Origin of the sequence: Acinetobacter lwoffii (assembly GCF_024129715.1) — a bacterium.
GTDB classification, from domain to species: Bacteria; Pseudomonadota; Gammaproteobacteria; order Pseudomonadales; family Moraxellaceae; genus Acinetobacter; species Acinetobacter lwoffii_U.
Window position 1 is genome coordinate 1 of sequence record NZ_JAMXXM010000034.1, and the last position, 17858, is coordinate 17858.

Consider the following 17858-nt stretch of genomic DNA (forward strand, 5'->3'; position numbering starts at 1 on the left):
ATAAAATCAGGCATTTAGTTGAAAATATGTTTTGTAGATTAAAGCAATTTAGAGGAATAGCTACTCGATATGACAAGCTCAAAAGAAATTAGCAAAGTTCTGTTGCTTTAGCCTGTATATTTTTATGGCTACCTTTATAGGGTTAATTATGAACAGTAAATGTCAACAGACCCTAGTTATTTGTAGTCATAAATTTAGTCCCCACTTGTTTTTAAGTGGGGACTAAATTAAGGCTTATAGGATGAATTCATAAGGTGTGTTCAGCGAACACTTACGTTTTGAATAGATTTAAGGAATTAGGCAGACCTCATACCCAAGTTGTCACTTGAATTTGGATAACTTAGGGAAGATCTATCTCTAAAGCCTTTATCCAACAGAGTCGTTTTTATCCTAGGGTCCTTACCACTTGTATACTTTACAAACATATATTTAAAAAAGTGTAGCAAGTTGCTACACTTTTCGCTACATCAGCTCTTTACCAAAAATATCATTCAGTCTTTCACGAATACTTTGAACGAATTCTGGATTATTTTTAAGTTTATGCTTCATATTTCGTTTAAAGTCATTCAGCCCCATACCAATTTCAGCAAAATCCATTTGGAATAAAGTGTCATTAATGACAATATTTGCTTGAGAGTCAGTGAGGCATCCTACTTTTTTAAACCACTTCTTGAACTGCTGATAATTTTCATCATTATTAAAAATATACCAAGAACGTACATTCGTATCGAATTTAGCCCCTAATTCTTTTACGGATGCATTGTCTTCAAATGGAACATCAAGATAGATTTTTTCAATCACTGCAATTTCATCCAGTGCCTTATCAGCAATCCGATGATGCAGTTTAAAATTCACACCTACAATTGGACGGCCTTTCTTAACGGTTTCATACTCTAATTGTAGATCTGTATTTTCGTTAATTTCTGCCACTATTTTGTCTAATACATAGCGTCTAAAATCTACCCAGCGATCATATTTGGTTTCATTAATATCAATCAGTGCTTTCAAGTTTTCTAAAAGTAATGGCACTTCATAACTCTTTTGATTGGCGTACTTAAATTCGTTTTTAATGAAATAAGTATAAAGACTCATACTGGCAACAGAATCTAGGGCAAAAAGATGTTTTAGCTGATAGGTAGTAAAATTACCCCCAGCCAGTTGAGTGAAATACGGCAACACCTCACTAGTAAAACGAATCTGAATCGCATTTTTAGAGTCATCTTCCCATCTTAACTCACGGATAATGGGAACGACAGAATGTACTTTTTTAGTCTTTCTCTTACCATTATCAGCAGGCTCCTCAATAATAAAATGAGCTACCCGGGATGAAAGCTCTTTATAGATCCGATCTATTGCAACATTAATTGAGTTACGTTTATTTAATCCTAGTAAATCTGCCAAATCATCCTTATACAAATAAATATAAGTTTGTTCGGTAATTTCACCATCTACCCTATTTTTCTCACTATAATTCGCAACCGCCATTGCATATAGAAGTGCCTTATATTCATTGGATGACAACTCGATTGGGCGAATTAAGCGGTTACTGGTACTGACAACGCCATTATGGCGAATGTTGCCTATACAGTAGGGAATATAATTCGTTTCTTCTTGCAATGGTTCAGATTCTGTCATAACCGTGATATTTATAATTTGACTTAGTTTTTATATACAAAAGTGGAAAAACTTTCAAGACTTTCACCACAAGATTCTAAAAGTGGAAGGTCCGTCATCAAAAAAAAGCGTTATTATCCGATTTTTTGCCTTTAAAGTGGAATTAAATACAGTATTTCCACCCTACAGTGACAGACCTTCCACCTTTAGCCCCCGAAATTACAGTTTAGAATGACTATTTTTACTTTTTTCACCCACATTCAGATAGGTTAAGTTAAATAGAAACCCTGATGTGACAAGGCTTCCACCTTTCAGTTAGATTCGAAAGGTATAACTGCACATATAATCATCAGGAAATATCCAATAAAAACAGATTATCCACAGGTTAAGAACATACAGTGACAACCCTTCCACCTTTAAGGCTTAGTTACGAGACTTTATTAACATATTAAATAATTGTTTTTTAAATTATTTTTAAATAAAAATAGCGGTTTAAAAAATAGCAGTGACAAACCTTCCACCCTAGTGACAGACCTTCCACTTTAGAGTGACAAACCTTCCACTTTAGAGTGACAGACCTTCCACTTTAGAGTGACAGACTTTCCACTTTAGAGTGACAGACCTTCCACTTTATGGTGACAAACCTTCCACTTTTAAAACTCTAAGCATCTGTTTTATATAATAAAAATGCACTCTTAATTATTAATTAGCTAAATAACTAATTATTCTAATTATTAATTAAGCTAGCTTAGTTAAAGATTTATTTTTAAGCTGTTTTACATCTGAACAAATAGGATTTATAAATTTTAAAACTATAGTAAGATGAGTGAAAGTTATTTATATTACTAAACATTCAAATACGGAAGCATCTGACACGCATGTCTGCAAAAATTATTACTGTTGCTAACCATAAAGGCGGATGTGGCAAAACAACGACTGTTGTGCACCTAGCCTCAGAACTTGCCAATCTGGGCAACAAGGTTTTAGTCATTGATTTAGATCCTCAAGCAAACGCAAGTTTACACATTGGGATCCAACATCCAAGCGAAATTGTTGTGACTACAGCAGAATTACTAGTGGGCGATATTTCGTTGTTGGCAGATGCATTACAAGAAGAAACGAACTTTGAAAAAGTATCATTAATTTATGGTTCCTTGAATTTAGGAAAAACTGAAGACCAACTAAAAGAAGAAGCTCCCCGTCCTTCTGAAGAGTTAAATATCAAGTTAGAACTGTTAAAAGATCTTTATGATTTTATATTGATCGACTGTCCACCTAGTCTTAAATTATTAACCAGCAATGCCCTGGCATCTTCAACACATGTCATTATCCCTATCGAATCCGGATCACAATATGGATTGTATGGGGTAACAGATCTTTTAAATCATCTTGAAAAGATCAAACGTATTAATCCAGATTTAGAGCTTTTAGGCGCTTTACTAATTAAGCATGATGAACGTCAGAATGTTTGTAAGCTGATTCGGAATGAAGCCTTGAAACAGGTAGGAAAACTTTTAGAGACTACCATTCCTCAAAGTACTAAAGTTAATCAAGCAGCGATTCTGCAACAATCACTTTTGAACGTAGAAAAAAATTCAAAAGTACGTAAGGCTTTTGAAAGCCTTGCCAATGAAATTGTAGCTAAAGTTTAAACCTGAGAGTATTATGGCAAGCACCAAAGAGCTTTTAGCTCAGAAACTAAAACAGAATACAGAAAAACATCAGCAAGCACAGAAAGACAATATTAGAGAGCTGAAAGAGTTTAGACGTAATGTTCCTATTGAGGATATCAGCCGTAGTCCAAACCAGCCGCGTAAATTATTTGAAGAGTCACAATTAAAAGAACTGGCGGATTCCATTGACGAAGTCGGTCTTTTGCAGCCCATTACAGTGCGTAAACTTGATAATCTGAAATATGAACTCATTGCAGGCGAGCGGCGCTTACGGGCGCACCATTTACTCGGCAAGTCTGTGATTGAAGCCATTATCATTGATGCGAATAATGTAGAAGCATCTTTGTTAACCTTAGCAGAGAATTTAAAGCGTCAGGACCTGACAGATTATGAAATTTTTATTGGCCTGAACTCACTTGATGAGAAGTTAAAGAAAAACAAGCAACGTTTAGCCAATTCACTGGGTTTAAATCGCGAAGATATGTACAAGTATTTAGCGTACGAAAAACTGCCTCAAGTAATTTTAAATGACCTTGATGTGGAACCAGGCCTACTAGGTCGTACTGCTGCAACTGCATTCAAAAAATTTCTGTCGGATCATATAGAGCAACTTTCTGAGGCCGAAAAGGCTTTGCTAGGGGCTTGGGAAAAAGTAAAAGACAAAAAACTAGAGCAAAGTAAAGTTACTGCCTATGCTGAAAAAATATTGAGTCAGGATCCAGGAAAACTGACCACAACATCTGTGGTTAGAAAAATTGAATATGCAGGTAAGATTGCGGGGAATATCAAACTAAATCAAAAACAGCTTAAGGTTTCTCTGAATATCTCGGAAATTGACGAAGCTAGTCTCTTACAACTAGAAGATTTTTTAAAACAGCTTATTCAGAAAAGTGAAAAAGTGTAGCAATTTGCTACACTTTTTTTTGACAATCTCAAACTAGGGCGTGTCATCAATTAAGCCAGATAGATCGCTGATAAGAAGTTTTGAGCCAATTTATCATAGCGTGTGGCAATAGCACGATATTGTTTGAGCTTGGCAAAAAATTTCTCGATCAGATGTCTTGCCTTGTAGATATGTCAATCATAATCACGCTGATCAATAGAATTACTTTTCGCTGGCATCACAACTTGACCCTTCGCCTCTAAAATTAGATTAATGACCCGATCCCTGGAGTTGTAGGCTTTATCCATAAGCCAGGTCTGGCTCAACGATAAGTCCAGCAACACATCTGAACCGTTTAAGTCATGAACCTGCCCATCCGTGAGATAAAATCCTGTCGGGTTGCCTAAAGCATCAGTACGGGCATGAATTTTGGTGCTTAAGCCCCCTTTACTGCGCCTATTCGCCTGATTTCCCCCCAGCGCTGTGTTGGTAAGCACGTACAATGGGGTGCAGTCTAACATCACATATTCATTGTCACGGTCATGTGACAGCACTTCAAAGACTCTCTGCCACACACCTGTTTTAGCCCAAAGACTAAAACGAGTATGCACTACTCTAAAATCACCGAAGCGTTCGGGTAAGTCTCGCCACGGGATACCTGAACGATAGCGCTTCAACAAATAGTCGGTTATCTTTGGCCGTTACTCCAACAGTACCCATTCGTCCAGGTAACAGATCTTTAACCTGTTCCCACCAATCATCTATTAATGCATAGCGTTTATTCATGAAGAAATTATGAGGACCGGTAGGATTTTCTCAAGCTAATTGATGACACCCTAATTCAAAATAAAAAAAGGTTTTTAAATATTATTTCTATAAGTCAATGTGACATTGACTTATACCAGGTTTTAATTGACTCAGCTTAGATAGTGTATGGGGGCCTAAAAAATTAATTAATTTATGTCTATAGAAAAAATAGAAATAAATGTTCATATATCAATGATATATGGTTGTTTTTTATAATAAATAGCCTAAGCAATTATTAGTAAATATATGTTTTTTGGATATGGTATAATTAGCTAAAAATCCAGACATCAGTGGTAAATTAAAATAAATCTTAAAATATGCCAGCCTTAAACCACAGCTTTAATTTTTGCCTACAGACAGCAGCCCAAGACGTTACCTAGTGTCACGTTACGGAACCACACTCAGTGAGCTTGCCGAATTCAACAGATCTAGAGATCTTAGTATATTGCCCTATAAATCCCATTTTCTTAAAGATTACCTTTAGATAGTCAAAGGCATTCAAGTGTACAGATAGGGACTGTGCCAGGAAACGTGCTAGTATGGAGGTGGGCAATAACTGCTTAGAATCAAGGTACGTGATTTTCTCAGTCGACTATTACGAATAGCCGCCATTTGGTAGATGCCTTTTAGTTAGATTGAACCGTCACCACTCTACTAGACAAATTTAGTCTATTCTTTTTGCATAAATGATAACATTATGAATGGACAACGATATTCTCTCAGAATCACGTATTAATCATGCTGCTAAACATTCTCATTAAAACAAGGGAATGCATCTTTTTACTGATCGTACCTTGTTTTTAATTTTCCTCTGTTCTTTAATTTAGTACTATCTTTATCATTTATGAGCACTCACTGGATTCACTGAATGAAGTATATGGAAATCAGAGATTTGATTGAGGCTGAATTGAAAAATTATAGTTCTAATCAAATGATTCCATCCGAACGGTACTTGGCATTAAAGTTTGACTGTTCAAGGGAAACAGTGCGTAAGGCCTATGAACAGCTTCGTGCCGAAGATAAAATTTTCAAACGGCAAAATCTCGGCTGGTTCGTGAGTAATAAAAAAATTCAATATTCTCCAAACTCAATTGAAAATTTTCGTTCTTATATGAAGGCACAGGGTTTTAATGTCAGAACTGAACTAATCTCGACCAGACAGTTGGAGCGATTGGATCACAGTAATCTTTTTAGTGAAGAAAATCGTAAATTGGGCTTTATTGAAATTATTCGTTTACGTTATGCTGATGATGTACCTGTACTTCTAGAATATAATTATTTACCTGTTGCGCTGTTTCCAAATGTGCTGAATTATGATGTGATTACTTCGGTACAAGATGTCATTAAAAATCACTTTCATTATAATTACACGAGTAGTCAGTTAAAAATTAAAAATACCGGTGTGTCTCATTTTGAGAGCCAGCACTTAGGTATTCCTTTAAGTCAAACCGCCACTTATATTGAACGTATTTCAAAATCAGATGATCTAGTGATTGAATATGACATCGAAATCTGGTCACAGGACAAAATTGAAATGACCTTAGATATTCAAGCATAAGCTTATATTTATATCCTGCCCATTCAAATCCTAAGAAGTTAAATGGTTTTAGGATTTTTTTTATTTTCTTAGATTAGCATTAGACCGCCTTCATAAATCATTCTTACTCAGTTGCAAATTATAAATTCCAGCAACTAGATTGAATCTCAAAAGGGGGGCTTTTAGCTCTATTGCGATAACGTTCTGAAAGCATTTTGAAAGTTTTTAGACTGCCAATCCATACTTAATTTCTATTCTTCTTTATTGATTTCCTGATTATAGATTTTTAGTTCAGGATCCAGTTTACAGCGGCTTTTGGCCTCTAATGGCAACAGGGTATTGGGAAGCGCGTTTGATTGAGGTTAAGCAGGCAGGGAAAATTAGACGTTATATCACTTTATTAATGGACCCAAAGACATATCCACTGATAGGCTTGGCGAAGCTTTATGCTCAGCGCTGGGAAATAAAAATGTGTTACCGAGAAATCAAAAGTGATTTACAGGAGGGCAAGCATTTGAGGAGCAAGCAACCTGATTTAGTTTATCAAGAATTATGGGGGGTATTGCCTATAATATTCTAAGAAGACAATGAAACATATGGCTCAACGTGCAAAAGTCAGTCCTTTGAGAACCAGCTTTCATATTGCATCTATTGGCATTCTGAATATATTAAGATTCGACTCTTTAGACTCCGCAGGTAATTTACCTAAACATTTAGAAAGTTTACTGGAAAAATCTAAGAGATATGTTTTGCCTGAGAGGGAGTGAGGAGTTGCCCACGAGTTATGAAAGGGACACCACAGAAATACCCAAGAAAATGCCAGTCAATTTCTTAACTGACCGGCATTCCTTTAATTAAGGGCTTTCAGATGATTCAGATTTTTTGTCTTTCTCATTTCCATAATCTAAAGCAACCTGTTGTGCTTCGGCGGCGGCAGTTGCTTCTATTGGAATGGATTCATCTGCAATAGCTACTGTTCCAGTAAATCCAAATAAGCTCAGGATTAGAATCTTTGAATACTTTTCCATCTGAATTTCCTCTATGTTTCTAAAACTTAATTTCAGTGTAGAGGCTAAGTTTAAATTCCGATGTATGAGCTATGTCTGCGTATGTAAGATATTCAGGATCCAAGTTATAGAACCTTGGGTTTAGGTAAGAATACTTATCGGATGAGTTTTTTTTGTAGCGTTAATTGGCCAAATACAGACCGATTTTCTTAAAAATCTTTTATAGCGAAGATAATTTAATGGCAAATTATAAAAAGAGCATAGCAAATGGTCAACTGCGGTAATCCCCCCTACAATAAAATCCAAGAAGAAATAAACAATATGGAACCAGGTACGATGAAATGGATCAGCAATAATATTGAGTTAAATGACATGCAGGGTGTCCATACTTTCTTATTAAGTTTAGAAGAAGAAGGTGGTGTTGATATGATCGCAGTAGGTCATGAGTCTTATATAGGACATCGCCCAGTACATAAGGTTAAGTTTGAAAAGAATTAGCACCTCCTCTGAGAGATTTTTCTTTACCAGCCCTATTTTTGTAACATCCAGTAATTTTTTTGTAACCTTATTGTTATTTATTGTTCACTTTGTTTATTATATAAAAGATGAAAGGTGGAGAATTTAAGATGCTCACTAAGGTCGAAGCCATTGTGATTTCACTAATGGTAATTGCATTAATACTCATTATTTATGAAATGGGACAAGGACTTAATTGGACTTTATAAATGCTTTCTCAGCTTAAAAAAAGTTCTCAATTGATGGCATTAATTTATTTATCAGAAGTTTCAGAATTTTGATCTTATGCTTGGCTGACTAAAGATGAATAATATCTATATTGGTGATATTGTTTACCTAGTTTACGGTAGTCATCCAATGATGGTTGAAAAATTGCACGATAATTTAGCTACTTGTATATGGTTCAGTGATAAAAAACATTTTTTCCGTAAGAATTTTCCCTTAAATATCTTAATAAAAAAACGTAATTCAACAAAATATACCTGTATAGATTAAGCTTGAAAATTATCTTAAAGCTTCAATAGAACTGAATCAAAGCACCTTAGGCGGGCGAATTCAAACATGAGGTGCGATAGTTTCAAAAGCCTTATGATAATCAATAAGCTGAGAAAATTTCTCTAATAGTGTAAGCCAATCTAACGCTTTTCTAGGACGAGTATTCAGTGACATGGCAACTTGATTTAAATAATGCTGATCTGCCTGATTTAAATCAATCCCTTTAGGTAAATATTGCCTAATTAAACCATTCATATTTTCGCATGTGCCTTTTTGCCATGGTGAATGTGGGTCACAGAAATATACATCTATGCCTAAATTTTACCATCTCACGTCCACGGTCATAGGTCAACGTTTCACGCAGTTCTCAGGTAAATATTTCAGAGCTTTAGTTAAAGCCTTGCGCACTGATTCTGCCTTTGCATCAGATAATGTTGCCAAGATACAGAGCTGTGTATTTCGTTCAATAAGTGTTGCTATCGAACTTTTATTGTCTTTACCTTTAATTAAATCGGCTTCCCAATGACCCGGTATCTTTCTTGAACTTCGGCTGGGCGCTCATGAATAGTTTTAATATCCTGTAATATAGAATCTTTTTTAGGTTCACCGTTAGCTTTTCGCTTTTTATTTTCATGATGCAGACAGGATAATAAGTCTTTTTTCAACTCACCCTTTGGTAATGCTCGTATCGTTGAATAAATCGTTGTATGGCTTACATTCATTGTTTGATCCAAATCAGGAATTGTCTTTAAACGCTTCGATATTTGCTGAGGAGACCATAAACAACGGATCGCTTCAACAATAAATCTCCAGAGGATTGAATCGATTTTGAGCTTTCTGTGACTACGTCTACGTCTAGCGAAGGTGTTATCAGAAGCATATCGAGCTTGATAAACGTCATTGATACTATTTCTTTTAAGCTCACCATAGATCGTACTTGGATGTCTTTTAATGAGTTCGGCAAATTTTCTTGGTGAAAAGCCTTCTTTTCTTGACTCAAGCATTAATGCAGTACGATCTTCAAAGTTAAGATGATGGTATGACAATTTTATATACTCCATACCCTTTAAATTAATTAGGTGGTTTATGTCGCACTTCAAGTTTTACTCTGCCTTGCCTCTAATATTATTGAGAAACTGATTGATCAAAGTATTTCAAATTAAGAAATAAATAATTTTATATTTAGCTCTGATGGGATAACCATCAGGGTATTTTTTTGTCATTAAAATCTAATTTGAGACATCATTATGAATGATTTTTTTTAGAAACGAATCGAAGCATCAAAATCAATGACATTGAAGTTCGTCAGATACAGATGAAAGACTTCGATACCTGGGCAATCCATACTGAGCCGTTAAAGAACTTCATTAAAGACCAAAATCATTCAAGTGTACAACCATGGCATGTGTTACTGATCTGAACAATGAATCACTGGTAGAATTTGCTGCTGAGGAACATGGATTTAAAGAGCTACTTAGTGAAGTCATGAAAATGAATTACGGTGCATTTCAAAACTATGTTATCGCTTGAACTGAGGATCAGAAAGCTTGTTTGAATTGATGTATTTCATCCGCAGATTATGCGCGAATGCTAAGAAATCTGGAGTTCGAATATTAACCAAAAAGAAGATCATTTTTTGATTTATGCGAGAGATCTATTTTATTTTTATATTTATAAGGCTAAACTTGCCTCCAATTTAATACTGGTATGTACCACTTAATTTTAGGGCGTGTCTTCAATATTAAATGTATTTAAAAATACTGTTTGCATGTTCGCCTAAACAATGATTTTCCATTATTACATAATGATCTGGCTCAGGAATATTGATAATGACCACAATGACTGATGATTTAGGTCATGGTATGGGCAATGCCTGGGAACATAAAGACTGGGCACATATTTCTGATCCAGAATTACAAAGCCTGCAGCAGCATTATTCCTGTTTACAAGGTCATATTCAGATTTTGTGGTGTAGTCCCCGGCCATTTTCATCTGCGGCGCTGGTCAAGGTGGAGCAGGATTTTGTGAGCAGGGATGAAGCAGTCGCGCATCAGTATTTGATCAAGCGCAGTCATTGTTCATTTCGTCGTGCCCACGATATTTTACAGGAGCATGCCGTTCTTCAGCATTTAGCCAGCAAAGAAATTCCTGTTGCAGCATTGATTAGGTCAAATCAAGATCTGACTGCTTTAGAGGTGGGTGACTGGACCTATGAAGTTTATGCAAAAGCAGCCGGTTTAGATCTGTATGCAGATCAGCAATCCTGGAAACCTTTTTTCTATGCTGAACATGCCGCCAAGGCAGGGGCTTTACTGGCCAGACTACATCTGGCGATGCAGGATTTTCCCGAACAGCAGGGCAGATCAGCATCTTATTTGGTTTCCAATCAGCAGCTTTTAGACAGTGAAAATATCATTACAGCCATTCAACAGCGCATTGCAAACAGTTCAGAATTAAGCCGTTATTTTGCCGATAAAAATTTAGATCCTTACTTTTTAGATCGAATCTTACAGGTTCACCAGCGTATTCAGCCTGTATTGCAACAGGCAAGCAAAATTTGGACCCATAACGATTTACACGCTTCTAATCTGTTTTGGTCAGCGCCGGATGCCAAAGCTGAAATTACTGCCGTAATTGATTTTGGTTTATCTGACCGAAACTCTGCACTTTATGATCTGGCTGTGACGATTGAACGTAATTTCATTGATTGGTTGGAATTAGAGCAGAGCCCACATATTCAGATTGATGAAGCTGGTTTAACCGCCTTTCTACATGCTTATTTTTCTGAAGTACATCCACAAGAAGATTTTAGTATTTTGCCAGAACTACTGAAAATCGTGCATTTGGATTTCGCTTTTTCAGAGCTTGAGTATTTTGTTGGGATTACTCAAAACCAGCAACATGCAGATGCTGCTTATTACGACTGGATTATCGGTCATGTGGACTGGTTCTTTGGCGAACAAGGTCAACAATTTACCCAGACCTTAACCCGGCTCATTCAAGATGAATTGCAATCTTCTCAATGCTCTCTCTAAACCCAGCATCATCACCCACTTCACAGACATAAGGTTTCGTATGAACACTCGTCAACTCAAACAGAATGTATTAACTCGATCTTTAAATATGATCATTCTGTCGCAGCTGTGTTTAGCCCCGCTGACTTATGCTGAAGACGCTGTGCAACAGCTTGACACGATTGTTATCACCGCCGATCAAAGCATTCCTTACTCGAGTGCCAAAGTGAATGTTGAAGGATTTGCTACGAACAGTCTGCAAAAACTCCCTGCATCGGTCTCTATCTTGACTGCCGATCTCATTGCTGAACAACATGCTCGTGTGCTGAGCGATGTGGTAAAAAATGATGCAGCCATCGGTGAGGGCTATGCTGCAATTGGCTATTATCCAAACTTTGTCTCGCGTGGCTTTGCACTCGATTTGGCATCAAGCTACCTCATTAATGGCAATGTGATTCGTGGTGAACAAAATGTTGCACTTGAAAACAAAGAACGTGTGGAAATTTTAAAAGGCATTTCCGCGATTCAAAGTGGTATGTCGACCCCGGGTGGTGTGGTCAATTATGTCACAAAGCGACCTAAAGATATCCAGGCCCTGACATTCTCTGCTGATCAACATGGACAGTTTTCAGTGGCAACTGATCTAGGTGGTTTTTGGGGTGATGAGCAACAATTCGGATATCGCATCAATCTGGTGAATGAACAGATTGAGTCTTATGTCGATCATGTGGATGGTGAACGCTATTTAGCGGCATTGGCCTTAGATTGGAAAACATCTGAGCAATCTAAATTGGAATTTGATCTTGAAGCACAGCGTTCCGAACAAAGATCAGTGCCAGGCTATCAATTACTCGATGGCAAAGTCCCAGAAAATGTGAAATGGGATCGATTGCTGGGTTACCAGACTTGGGGCAAACCGGTCACGATCGATAGTCTGAATAGCAGTTTAAAATATAGCTATGCTTTGAATAGTGACTGGAACCTGGGACTCGTTGCAGCACACAGTAAATCCAGAGTTGATGACTATTCAAGCTTTGCTTATGGTTATTATCGGGAAGGCTGTCTGGAAGAGTATTCCTGTAACACGTTTGGTAAAGCTGGCGAGTATGATATTTACGATTATCAGAATCCAGATGAAACCTTTAAAACCAATCAATTTAAAGTCAAATTGGATGGGGTGATTGATACCAATTGGGTACAACATCACCTTAACTTTGATTTGACTTACACCGATAAATCTAGAAATCGTTACAACGGTATAAACCAGTACATAAATTCAGAAGACTATGTTGGTAATATTTACCAAGATACCTACGACAGGATCCCAGAAGAAGGAAATCTAGGTCCTTATTTTAAAGCTTTAGACAGTAAACAAACTGCATTGACGTTTCTTGATCGTATTGAATGGAATGAACATTGGACCACTTTGATTGGCGGAAAATGGATCGAGCTGGATGAACAAGCATATGATGCAGATCGGGTAAAAGTCCGCGATACTGATTTAGGCAAATTTTTACCGCAATTTGCGATCAGCTATAGCCCCTTGGAATCGACTACCGTCTATGCCTCGTATGCTAAAGGCCTGTCAGATGGAAAAACAGCGCCTTGGTTTGCAGAGAATGCGGCTGAAACTCTAGCACCCATCTATTCAGAGCAATATGAAATTGGTTTCAAACAACAGATCCATGATTTCCTGTTGACTGCAGCCGTTTTTGATTTACGTCAGGACAATCAATATAGCAAGCCGATTTCAGGACTTCGCTATTTTATTGCGGAAGGCGAACAGCATAGTCAGGGCCTGGAATTAGGACTGAATGGTGCATTAACCGACCATCTGGCCTTAACTTCATCTTTAGCCTTGACCAAAGCCCGTTTAGAAAATGTGGAAGCGGTTGAATATGGTAATCATCAGGCGCAAAACGTGCCAAAAGCTCGTTTCGCAACACATCTTCGCTATAACGTACCGAGCATTGCAGGTTTCACTGTTCTGGCAGGTGGTCAATACAGTTCCAGCAAATATGCCAACAAAGAGGGTGCTGCGAAAGTTGCAGGTTATAGTGTGGTTGATTTAGGCGCTGCTTATCAATTTAAACTAAATACGACCGATGCATTGCTACGCTTGAATATTAATAATCTGTTCAACAAGAAATACTGGCGTGATGCAGGTGAATTTTTGGGTGACGATTATTTATTCTTGGGTTCGCCGCGTACAGCAACCTTGTCATTCAATCTGAACTTCTAAATTGGCTGCTTAATCAGGTTATATTGCTATGGAAAATATAGAAATTGCAGCGTTTATTTTAAACGTTTTAGGTGTCTGGTTGACCTCCAAACAATATAAAGTCTGCTGGTTGGTGAATATTGTCGCTGTATTTTTATATATGATTATTTTTTATCGTGTCAATTTATTTGCAGACGCAGCATTACAAGCCGTATTTATCTTGATGCAACTGTATGGCTGGTATAGCTGGTCGAAGAAAAATCATGACCAGGCTATCACCGTGCAGATTGGCTATTTGAATAAAAAAATCTGGGTATATAGCCTGATTGTGGGTATTGTCGCCGGTCTGGTGATTGGCGCCTTATTTGCTCATTTCACCACAGCATCACTCCCTTGGTTGGATTCCATGTTGGCTTCTTTTAGCTTGGTGGCAAGTTATTGGGCGGCAAAAAAATATATTGAAAGCTGGGGATTATGGTGTGTGTTAGATGTGATTTATGTCGGCATGTATAGCTATAAGTCATTGTATTTAACCGCCGTGCTTTATTTTATTTTTATTCTTCTGGCACTCAATGGCTGGAGAATGTGGCGAAATCTTTATAGAGTGAAATTATCTTGAAATGACACTATTGCAAATAGAAATTTGAGGTGATGCTCTTTCCTTTAAAAAAAGTATTTATAGACTAAAAACTTTATTTGAATTGGCCGCAGCTTGAAGATGTTGCTGATATTTTGTGAAAGCTAGCTACCATACATTCAAAGCGAACCGAAGTTCGCTTTGAATGTATTTCACTTCTTAAAAGAACCCGGCTGGTTTGGTCGAATAGCTGACTAGCAAGTTTTTAGTCTGCTGATAATGATCCAGCATCATTCTATGATTCTCACGCCCAATCCCTGATTTTTTATAACCACCGAAAGCCGCATGGGCAGGGTAGATGTGATAACAGTTAGTCCAGACCCGACCTGCCTGAATAGCACGGCCTGCACGGTAAGAGGTATGCGCTGAGCGTGACCAGACACCGGCACCGAGTCCATAAATCGTATCATTGGCGATCTTGATCGCATCATCAAAGTCTTTAAAGGTGGTCACAGCCAATACAGGCCCGAAGATTTCATCCTGGAAGGTCTTCATGTTATTGGTGCCTTTAAAGATAGTCGGCTCAATATAGAAACCTTGACCCACTTCCTGACGTGCTTCACCACCAGTCAGGATCTGTGCGCCTTCTTCACGACCAGTGGCAATACAGCCCAGAATTTTGTCCTGTTGTTCCTGTGAGGCTTGCGCGCCAATCATGGTGTCAGTATCCAGCGGATGCCCGGTTTTAATCCGTTTCACCCGTTCAACGGCACGCGCCAGAAATTCGTCAGCAATACTTTCCTGGATCAGCGCACGCGATGGACAGGTGCAGATTTCACCCTGGTTCAGGGCAAACATGGCAAAACCTTCCAGCGCTTTGTCCAGATAATCGTCTTCCTGATCCATAATGTCGGCAAAGAACAAGTTTGGTGATTTACCGCCAAGTTCCAGAGTCACCGGAATAATATTTTCAGTCGCATATTGCATGATCATCTGACCCACTGCGGTGGAACCGGTAAAGGCAATCTTGGAAATACGGGGATTGGTCGCCAGTGGACGGCCGACTTCGACCCCGTAGCCATTGACGATGTTCAACACGCCCGGTGGCAAAATATCCTGAATCAGTTCAGCCAGCACCAGAATGCTGACCGGAGTCTGTTCTGCAGGTTTCAACACAATGCAGTTGCCCGCAGCCAGGGCAGGTGCCAGTTTCCAGACAGCCATCAGAATCGGAAAGTTCCACGGGATAATCTGACCCACGACGCCCAACGGCTCATGAAAATGATAAGCAATCGTATCTTCATCAATTTCGGAAATGCCGCCTTCCTGCGCACGAATACAGCCGGCAAAATAACGGAAATGGTCAATAGCCAGCGGAATATCGGCAGCCAGCGTTTCACGGATCGGTTTGCCATTGTCCCAGGTTTCTGCCACTGCCAGCAGTTCCAGATTTTGTTCCAGACGATCGGCAATTTTCAACAGAATATTGGAGCGGGTGGTCGGCGATGCTCTGTTCCATTGTTCTTTGGCTTTGTGCGCTGCATCCAGGGCCAATTCAATGTCTTCTACAGAAGAACGCGGAACCTTGGTAAAGACTTTGCCATCTACCGGAGAGATGTTGTCAAAGTATTCACCTTTGACCGGAGCGACCCATTCGCCGCCAATAAAATTCTCGTATTGTGCTTTAAAATGAACTTTTGAATCAGGTTGATTAGGATCGACGTAACGCATATTTATTTCCTTTGCTTATTTTCGTATGGCAAAACCGCTTCTACAGCTTTGGTATAAGGTACTTCTGCACCTTATTTGATTAATATAACTGGTATAAGGTTGGAAAAAGGTTGGGGCTAGCATGTTCACGATATTTTCATCCATTTTAAAAAAATAACGATTACAGCGGATGTAAATCATGAATTGTTGTGAGAATAAGGAATGATGACAAAACAAGATTTGATGGAAAAAAGGCACAATACTGATCAGCTTCGGCAAAACAGCAGTTTGTCTCCCTTACATGCAGAACAGCTGGGACAGAGTATTGCCAGCTCCTGGCAACGTTCATCCTCGGCTGAAATCCCGAAGAATCGTTTAGCAGCACCGCTGACGGATTTAAAAAAGACCACTTCTTCCTCAACTTTAGCCCAAGCCCTGCAACATTGTGCTCAGGATTTAAAACATATTGCCGAGCAATCTTCTATGGTGCTGGCGGTCGGAGATATCGGCAGCACCATCATTTGGGCAGCTTCTAGCCCACAAATGCAAAGTGCCGCAGAAAGTGTACATTTTATTGAAGGTGGGCAATGGCGCGAAGAGCTAGTCGGAACCAATGCATTGGCATTATCCTTAAAAACTCAACAATCCAGCTGTGTCTTTTCCAGTGAACATTACATGTCCTCCATTCATGATTGGGTTTGTTACGCTGCCCCGATTATTGATCCCTATTCAAAACAGGTCTTAGGTGTCATTGATCTGTCGACTACCTGGCCAAAGCATAACAGTTTAGCACTACTAGCTGCGGAGCGCTGTGCTACGATCATCCAGTCGGCTCTACTAGAATGCCAGAAGCAGCGCCTGTTTATTCGAGCTTTTTCAGTACCTCAAGTGCTGTTTAATGGCAAGATGCTGGTTCTGACTCCTCGACAGATTGAAATTCTGACCATTCTAGCCTTATGTCCGCAGGGTCTGAGTCTAGATACATTGCATCAAGCCTTATATGGCGAGCGCAAGGTCAGTATGGGGACTTTAAAAGCAGAAATGTCACAATTACGCGATTTATTAGGTGGTATGCTGGGTTCCAGACCCTATCGTTTATTGGCGCATGTAGAGGCTGATTTTTTAATGACAGAGCAATCTTTAGATGCTGGGTATATCGATTCAGCCTTGAAATTATGTACCGGCGTATTTCTGGCCAAAACAGAAAGTCCATTTCTATGCGCTTGGAGAGATTGTCTGGAATCACGCCTGAGCGATGCCATTTTCAAGGCTAATGAAACCGATGTCTTGCTGAAACATGTGGCACATTTTCCTGAAGCGATTGATGCTGTAGAACGCCTGATTGAACTGATGCCCAAAAACCATCCCGTTCATCAGACTCTGTTAAAATATAAAAATCTTTAAAGCTGATGTAACTGTCGGTACAAAGCTAAACAGTTAAAATAGGAATATTCTGGAATATTAAGTATTATCCTTGCTTACTGTGAGTTTACTTATTAATTTAGACTGAACCTGATCCTAAAATTTTTATCAGTGGCTACCCAGTTTGCTGTTTGCCTAGATGCTTGATATCAGCTACGCTCACCTTCATGTCATTTGAAGGACGCGCAGTTTATTCCTCAGGGATCAAATATAATCGTAAGATAATACGCTATGAAATTTTATTTATGGCTAGAACGGGCTAAAAAAATAGTGGCATTTTTCTACCATGGGATTAGGGTCTGTTGACATTTACTGTTCATAATTAACCCTATAAAGGTAGCCATAAAAATATACAGGCTAAAGCAACAGAACTTTGATAATT

11 protein-coding genes and 4 pseudogenes are annotated in these 17858 nt (G+C 38.5%); 10 read left to right on the top strand and 5 right to left on the bottom strand.

The annotated features are described in order from the left end of the window. A pseudogene (locus NI462_RS13930) lies at window positions 1-89 on the top strand (IS5/IS1182 family transposase); the annotation flags it as partial. 373 nt (window positions 90-462) lie between these two features. On the opposite strand, the gene NI462_RS13935 reads toward NI462_RS13930, so the two are convergent. Continuing rightward, entirely contained in the window at window positions 463-1635 is a 1173-nt protein-coding gene (locus tag NI462_RS13935; RefSeq protein WP_253161104.1) for a replication initiation protein, read from the bottom strand. An 857-nt stretch (window positions 1636-2492) separates the two neighbouring features. On the opposite strand from NI462_RS13935, the gene NI462_RS13940 reads away from it, so the two are divergent. Beyond that, a complete protein-coding gene (locus tag NI462_RS13940; RefSeq protein WP_004647772.1) occupies window positions 2493-3266 on the top strand; it encodes a ParA family protein in 774 nt (257 codons plus the stop codon). A 13-nt stretch (window positions 3267-3279) separates the two neighbouring features. Then, a complete protein-coding gene (locus tag NI462_RS13945) occupies window positions 3280-4191 on the top strand; it encodes a ParB/RepB/Spo0J family partition protein (protein WP_004647773.1) in 912 nt (303 codons plus the stop codon). A gap of 50 nt (window positions 4192-4241) precedes the next feature. Here the strand turns inward: NI462_RS13945 and NI462_RS13950 are convergent. Continuing rightward, window positions 4242-4956: pseudogene (locus NI462_RS13950) on the bottom strand (IS5 family transposase). 889 nt (window positions 4957-5845) lie between these two features. Between NI462_RS13950 and NI462_RS13955 the strand changes: the two are divergent. Further along, a complete protein-coding gene (locus tag NI462_RS13955) occupies window positions 5846-6535 on the top strand; it encodes a GntR family transcriptional regulator (RefSeq protein WP_004647775.1) in 690 nt (229 codons plus the stop codon). A 316-nt stretch (window positions 6536-6851) separates the two neighbouring features. Then, window positions 6852-7349, top strand: a pseudogene (locus tag NI462_RS15155) (IS4 family transposase); the annotation flags it as partial. A gap of 19 nt (window positions 7350-7368) precedes the next feature. On the opposite strand, the gene NI462_RS13965 reads toward NI462_RS15155, so the two are convergent. Then, window positions 7369-7542, bottom strand: coding sequence for a hypothetical protein (locus tag NI462_RS13965; protein WP_004281965.1), 174 nt, complete (start codon window positions 7540-7542; stop codon window positions 7369-7371). A 300-nt stretch (window positions 7543-7842) separates the two neighbouring features. Here NI462_RS13965 and NI462_RS13970 point away from each other — a divergent pair, with 300 nt between their 5' ends. Beyond that, entirely contained in the window at window positions 7843-8019 is a 177-nt protein-coding gene (locus NI462_RS13970) for a hypothetical protein (protein WP_171260806.1), read from the top strand. A 573-nt stretch (window positions 8020-8592) separates the two neighbouring features. Here NI462_RS13970 and NI462_RS13975 read toward each other — a convergent pair. Next, window positions 8593-9593, bottom strand: a pseudogene (locus NI462_RS13975) (IS30 family transposase). Window positions 9594-10361: 768 nt separating this feature from the next. Between NI462_RS13975 and NI462_RS13980 the strand changes: the two are divergent. The 3 genes from NI462_RS13980 to pnuC are packed head-to-tail and all read left to right on the top strand — an operon-like array spanning window position 10362 to window position 14386. Continuing rightward, window positions 10362-11567, top strand: a complete 1206-nt coding sequence (locus NI462_RS13980; protein WP_155861424.1) for a phosphotransferase enzyme family protein — start codon at window positions 10362-10364, stop codon at window positions 11565-11567. Between the two features lie 40 nt (window positions 11568-11607). Beyond that, window positions 11608-13788 (top strand): TonB-dependent siderophore receptor, encoded by a 2181-nt coding sequence (locus tag NI462_RS13985; RefSeq protein WP_191112722.1) that lies wholly within the window; start codon window positions 11608-11610, stop codon window positions 13786-13788. 28 nt (window positions 13789-13816) lie between these two features. Further along, window positions 13817-14386 carry a nicotinamide riboside transporter PnuC gene (gene pnuC, locus NI462_RS13990; RefSeq protein ID WP_004281962.1) on the top strand — a complete coding sequence of 190 codons (570 nt, stop codon included), beginning with the start codon at window positions 13817-13819 and terminating at the stop codon, window positions 14384-14386. 177 nt (window positions 14387-14563) lie between these two features. Here the strand turns inward: pnuC and exaC are convergent, their stop codons facing one another. Further along, window positions 14564-16075 carry an acetaldehyde dehydrogenase ExaC gene (gene exaC, locus NI462_RS13995; RefSeq protein WP_253161106.1) on the bottom strand — a complete coding sequence of 504 codons (1512 nt, stop codon included), beginning with the start codon at window positions 16073-16075 and terminating at the stop codon, window positions 14564-14566. Window positions 16076-16276: 201 nt separating this feature from the next. On the opposite strand from exaC, the gene NI462_RS14000 reads away from it, so the two are divergent. Then, the gene (locus NI462_RS14000; protein ID WP_004647792.1) at window positions 16277-17458 is read left to right on the top strand and encodes a helix-turn-helix domain-containing protein; all 1182 of its coding nucleotides are present in this window, start codon (window positions 16277-16279) and stop codon (window positions 17456-17458) included. The last annotated feature ends 400 nt before the right edge of the window (window positions 17459-17858 follow it).

Excerpts from the sequence above, each read along its gene's own strand:
- NI462_RS13935 (WP_253161104.1), bottom strand. The coding sequence starts at position 1,635 with ATGACAGAATCTGAACCATTGCAAGAAGAAACGAATTATATTCCCTAC.
- NI462_RS13940 (WP_004647772.1), top strand. The coding sequence starts at position 2,493 with ATGTCTGCAAAAATTATTACTGTTGCTAACCATAAAGGCGGATGTGGC.
- NI462_RS13945 (WP_004647773.1), top strand. The coding sequence starts at position 3,280 with ATGGCAAGCACCAAAGAGCTTTTAGCTCAGAAACTAAAACAGAATACA.
- NI462_RS13955 (WP_004647775.1), top strand. The coding sequence starts at position 5,846 with ATGAAGTATATGGAAATCAGAGATTTGATTGAGGCTGAATTGAAAAAT.
- NI462_RS13965 (WP_004281965.1), bottom strand. The coding sequence starts at position 7,542 with ATGGAAAAGTATTCAAAGATTCTAATCCTGAGCTTATTTGGATTTACT.
- NI462_RS13970 (WP_171260806.1), top strand. The coding sequence starts at position 7,843 with ATGGAACCAGGTACGATGAAATGGATCAGCAATAATATTGAGTTAAAT.
- NI462_RS13980 (WP_155861424.1), top strand. The coding sequence starts at position 10,362 with ATGACCACAATGACTGATGATTTAGGTCATGGTATGGGCAATGCCTGG.
- NI462_RS13985 (WP_191112722.1), top strand. The coding sequence starts at position 11,608 with ATGAACACTCGTCAACTCAAACAGAATGTATTAACTCGATCTTTAAAT.
- pnuC (WP_004281962.1), top strand. The coding sequence starts at position 13,817 with ATGGAAAATATAGAAATTGCAGCGTTTATTTTAAACGTTTTAGGTGTC.
- exaC (WP_253161106.1), bottom strand. The coding sequence starts at position 16,075 with ATGCGTTACGTCGATCCTAATCAACCTGATTCAAAAGTTCATTTTAAA.
- NI462_RS14000 (WP_004647792.1), top strand. The coding sequence starts at position 16,277 with ATGATGACAAAACAAGATTTGATGGAAAAAAGGCACAATACTGATCAG.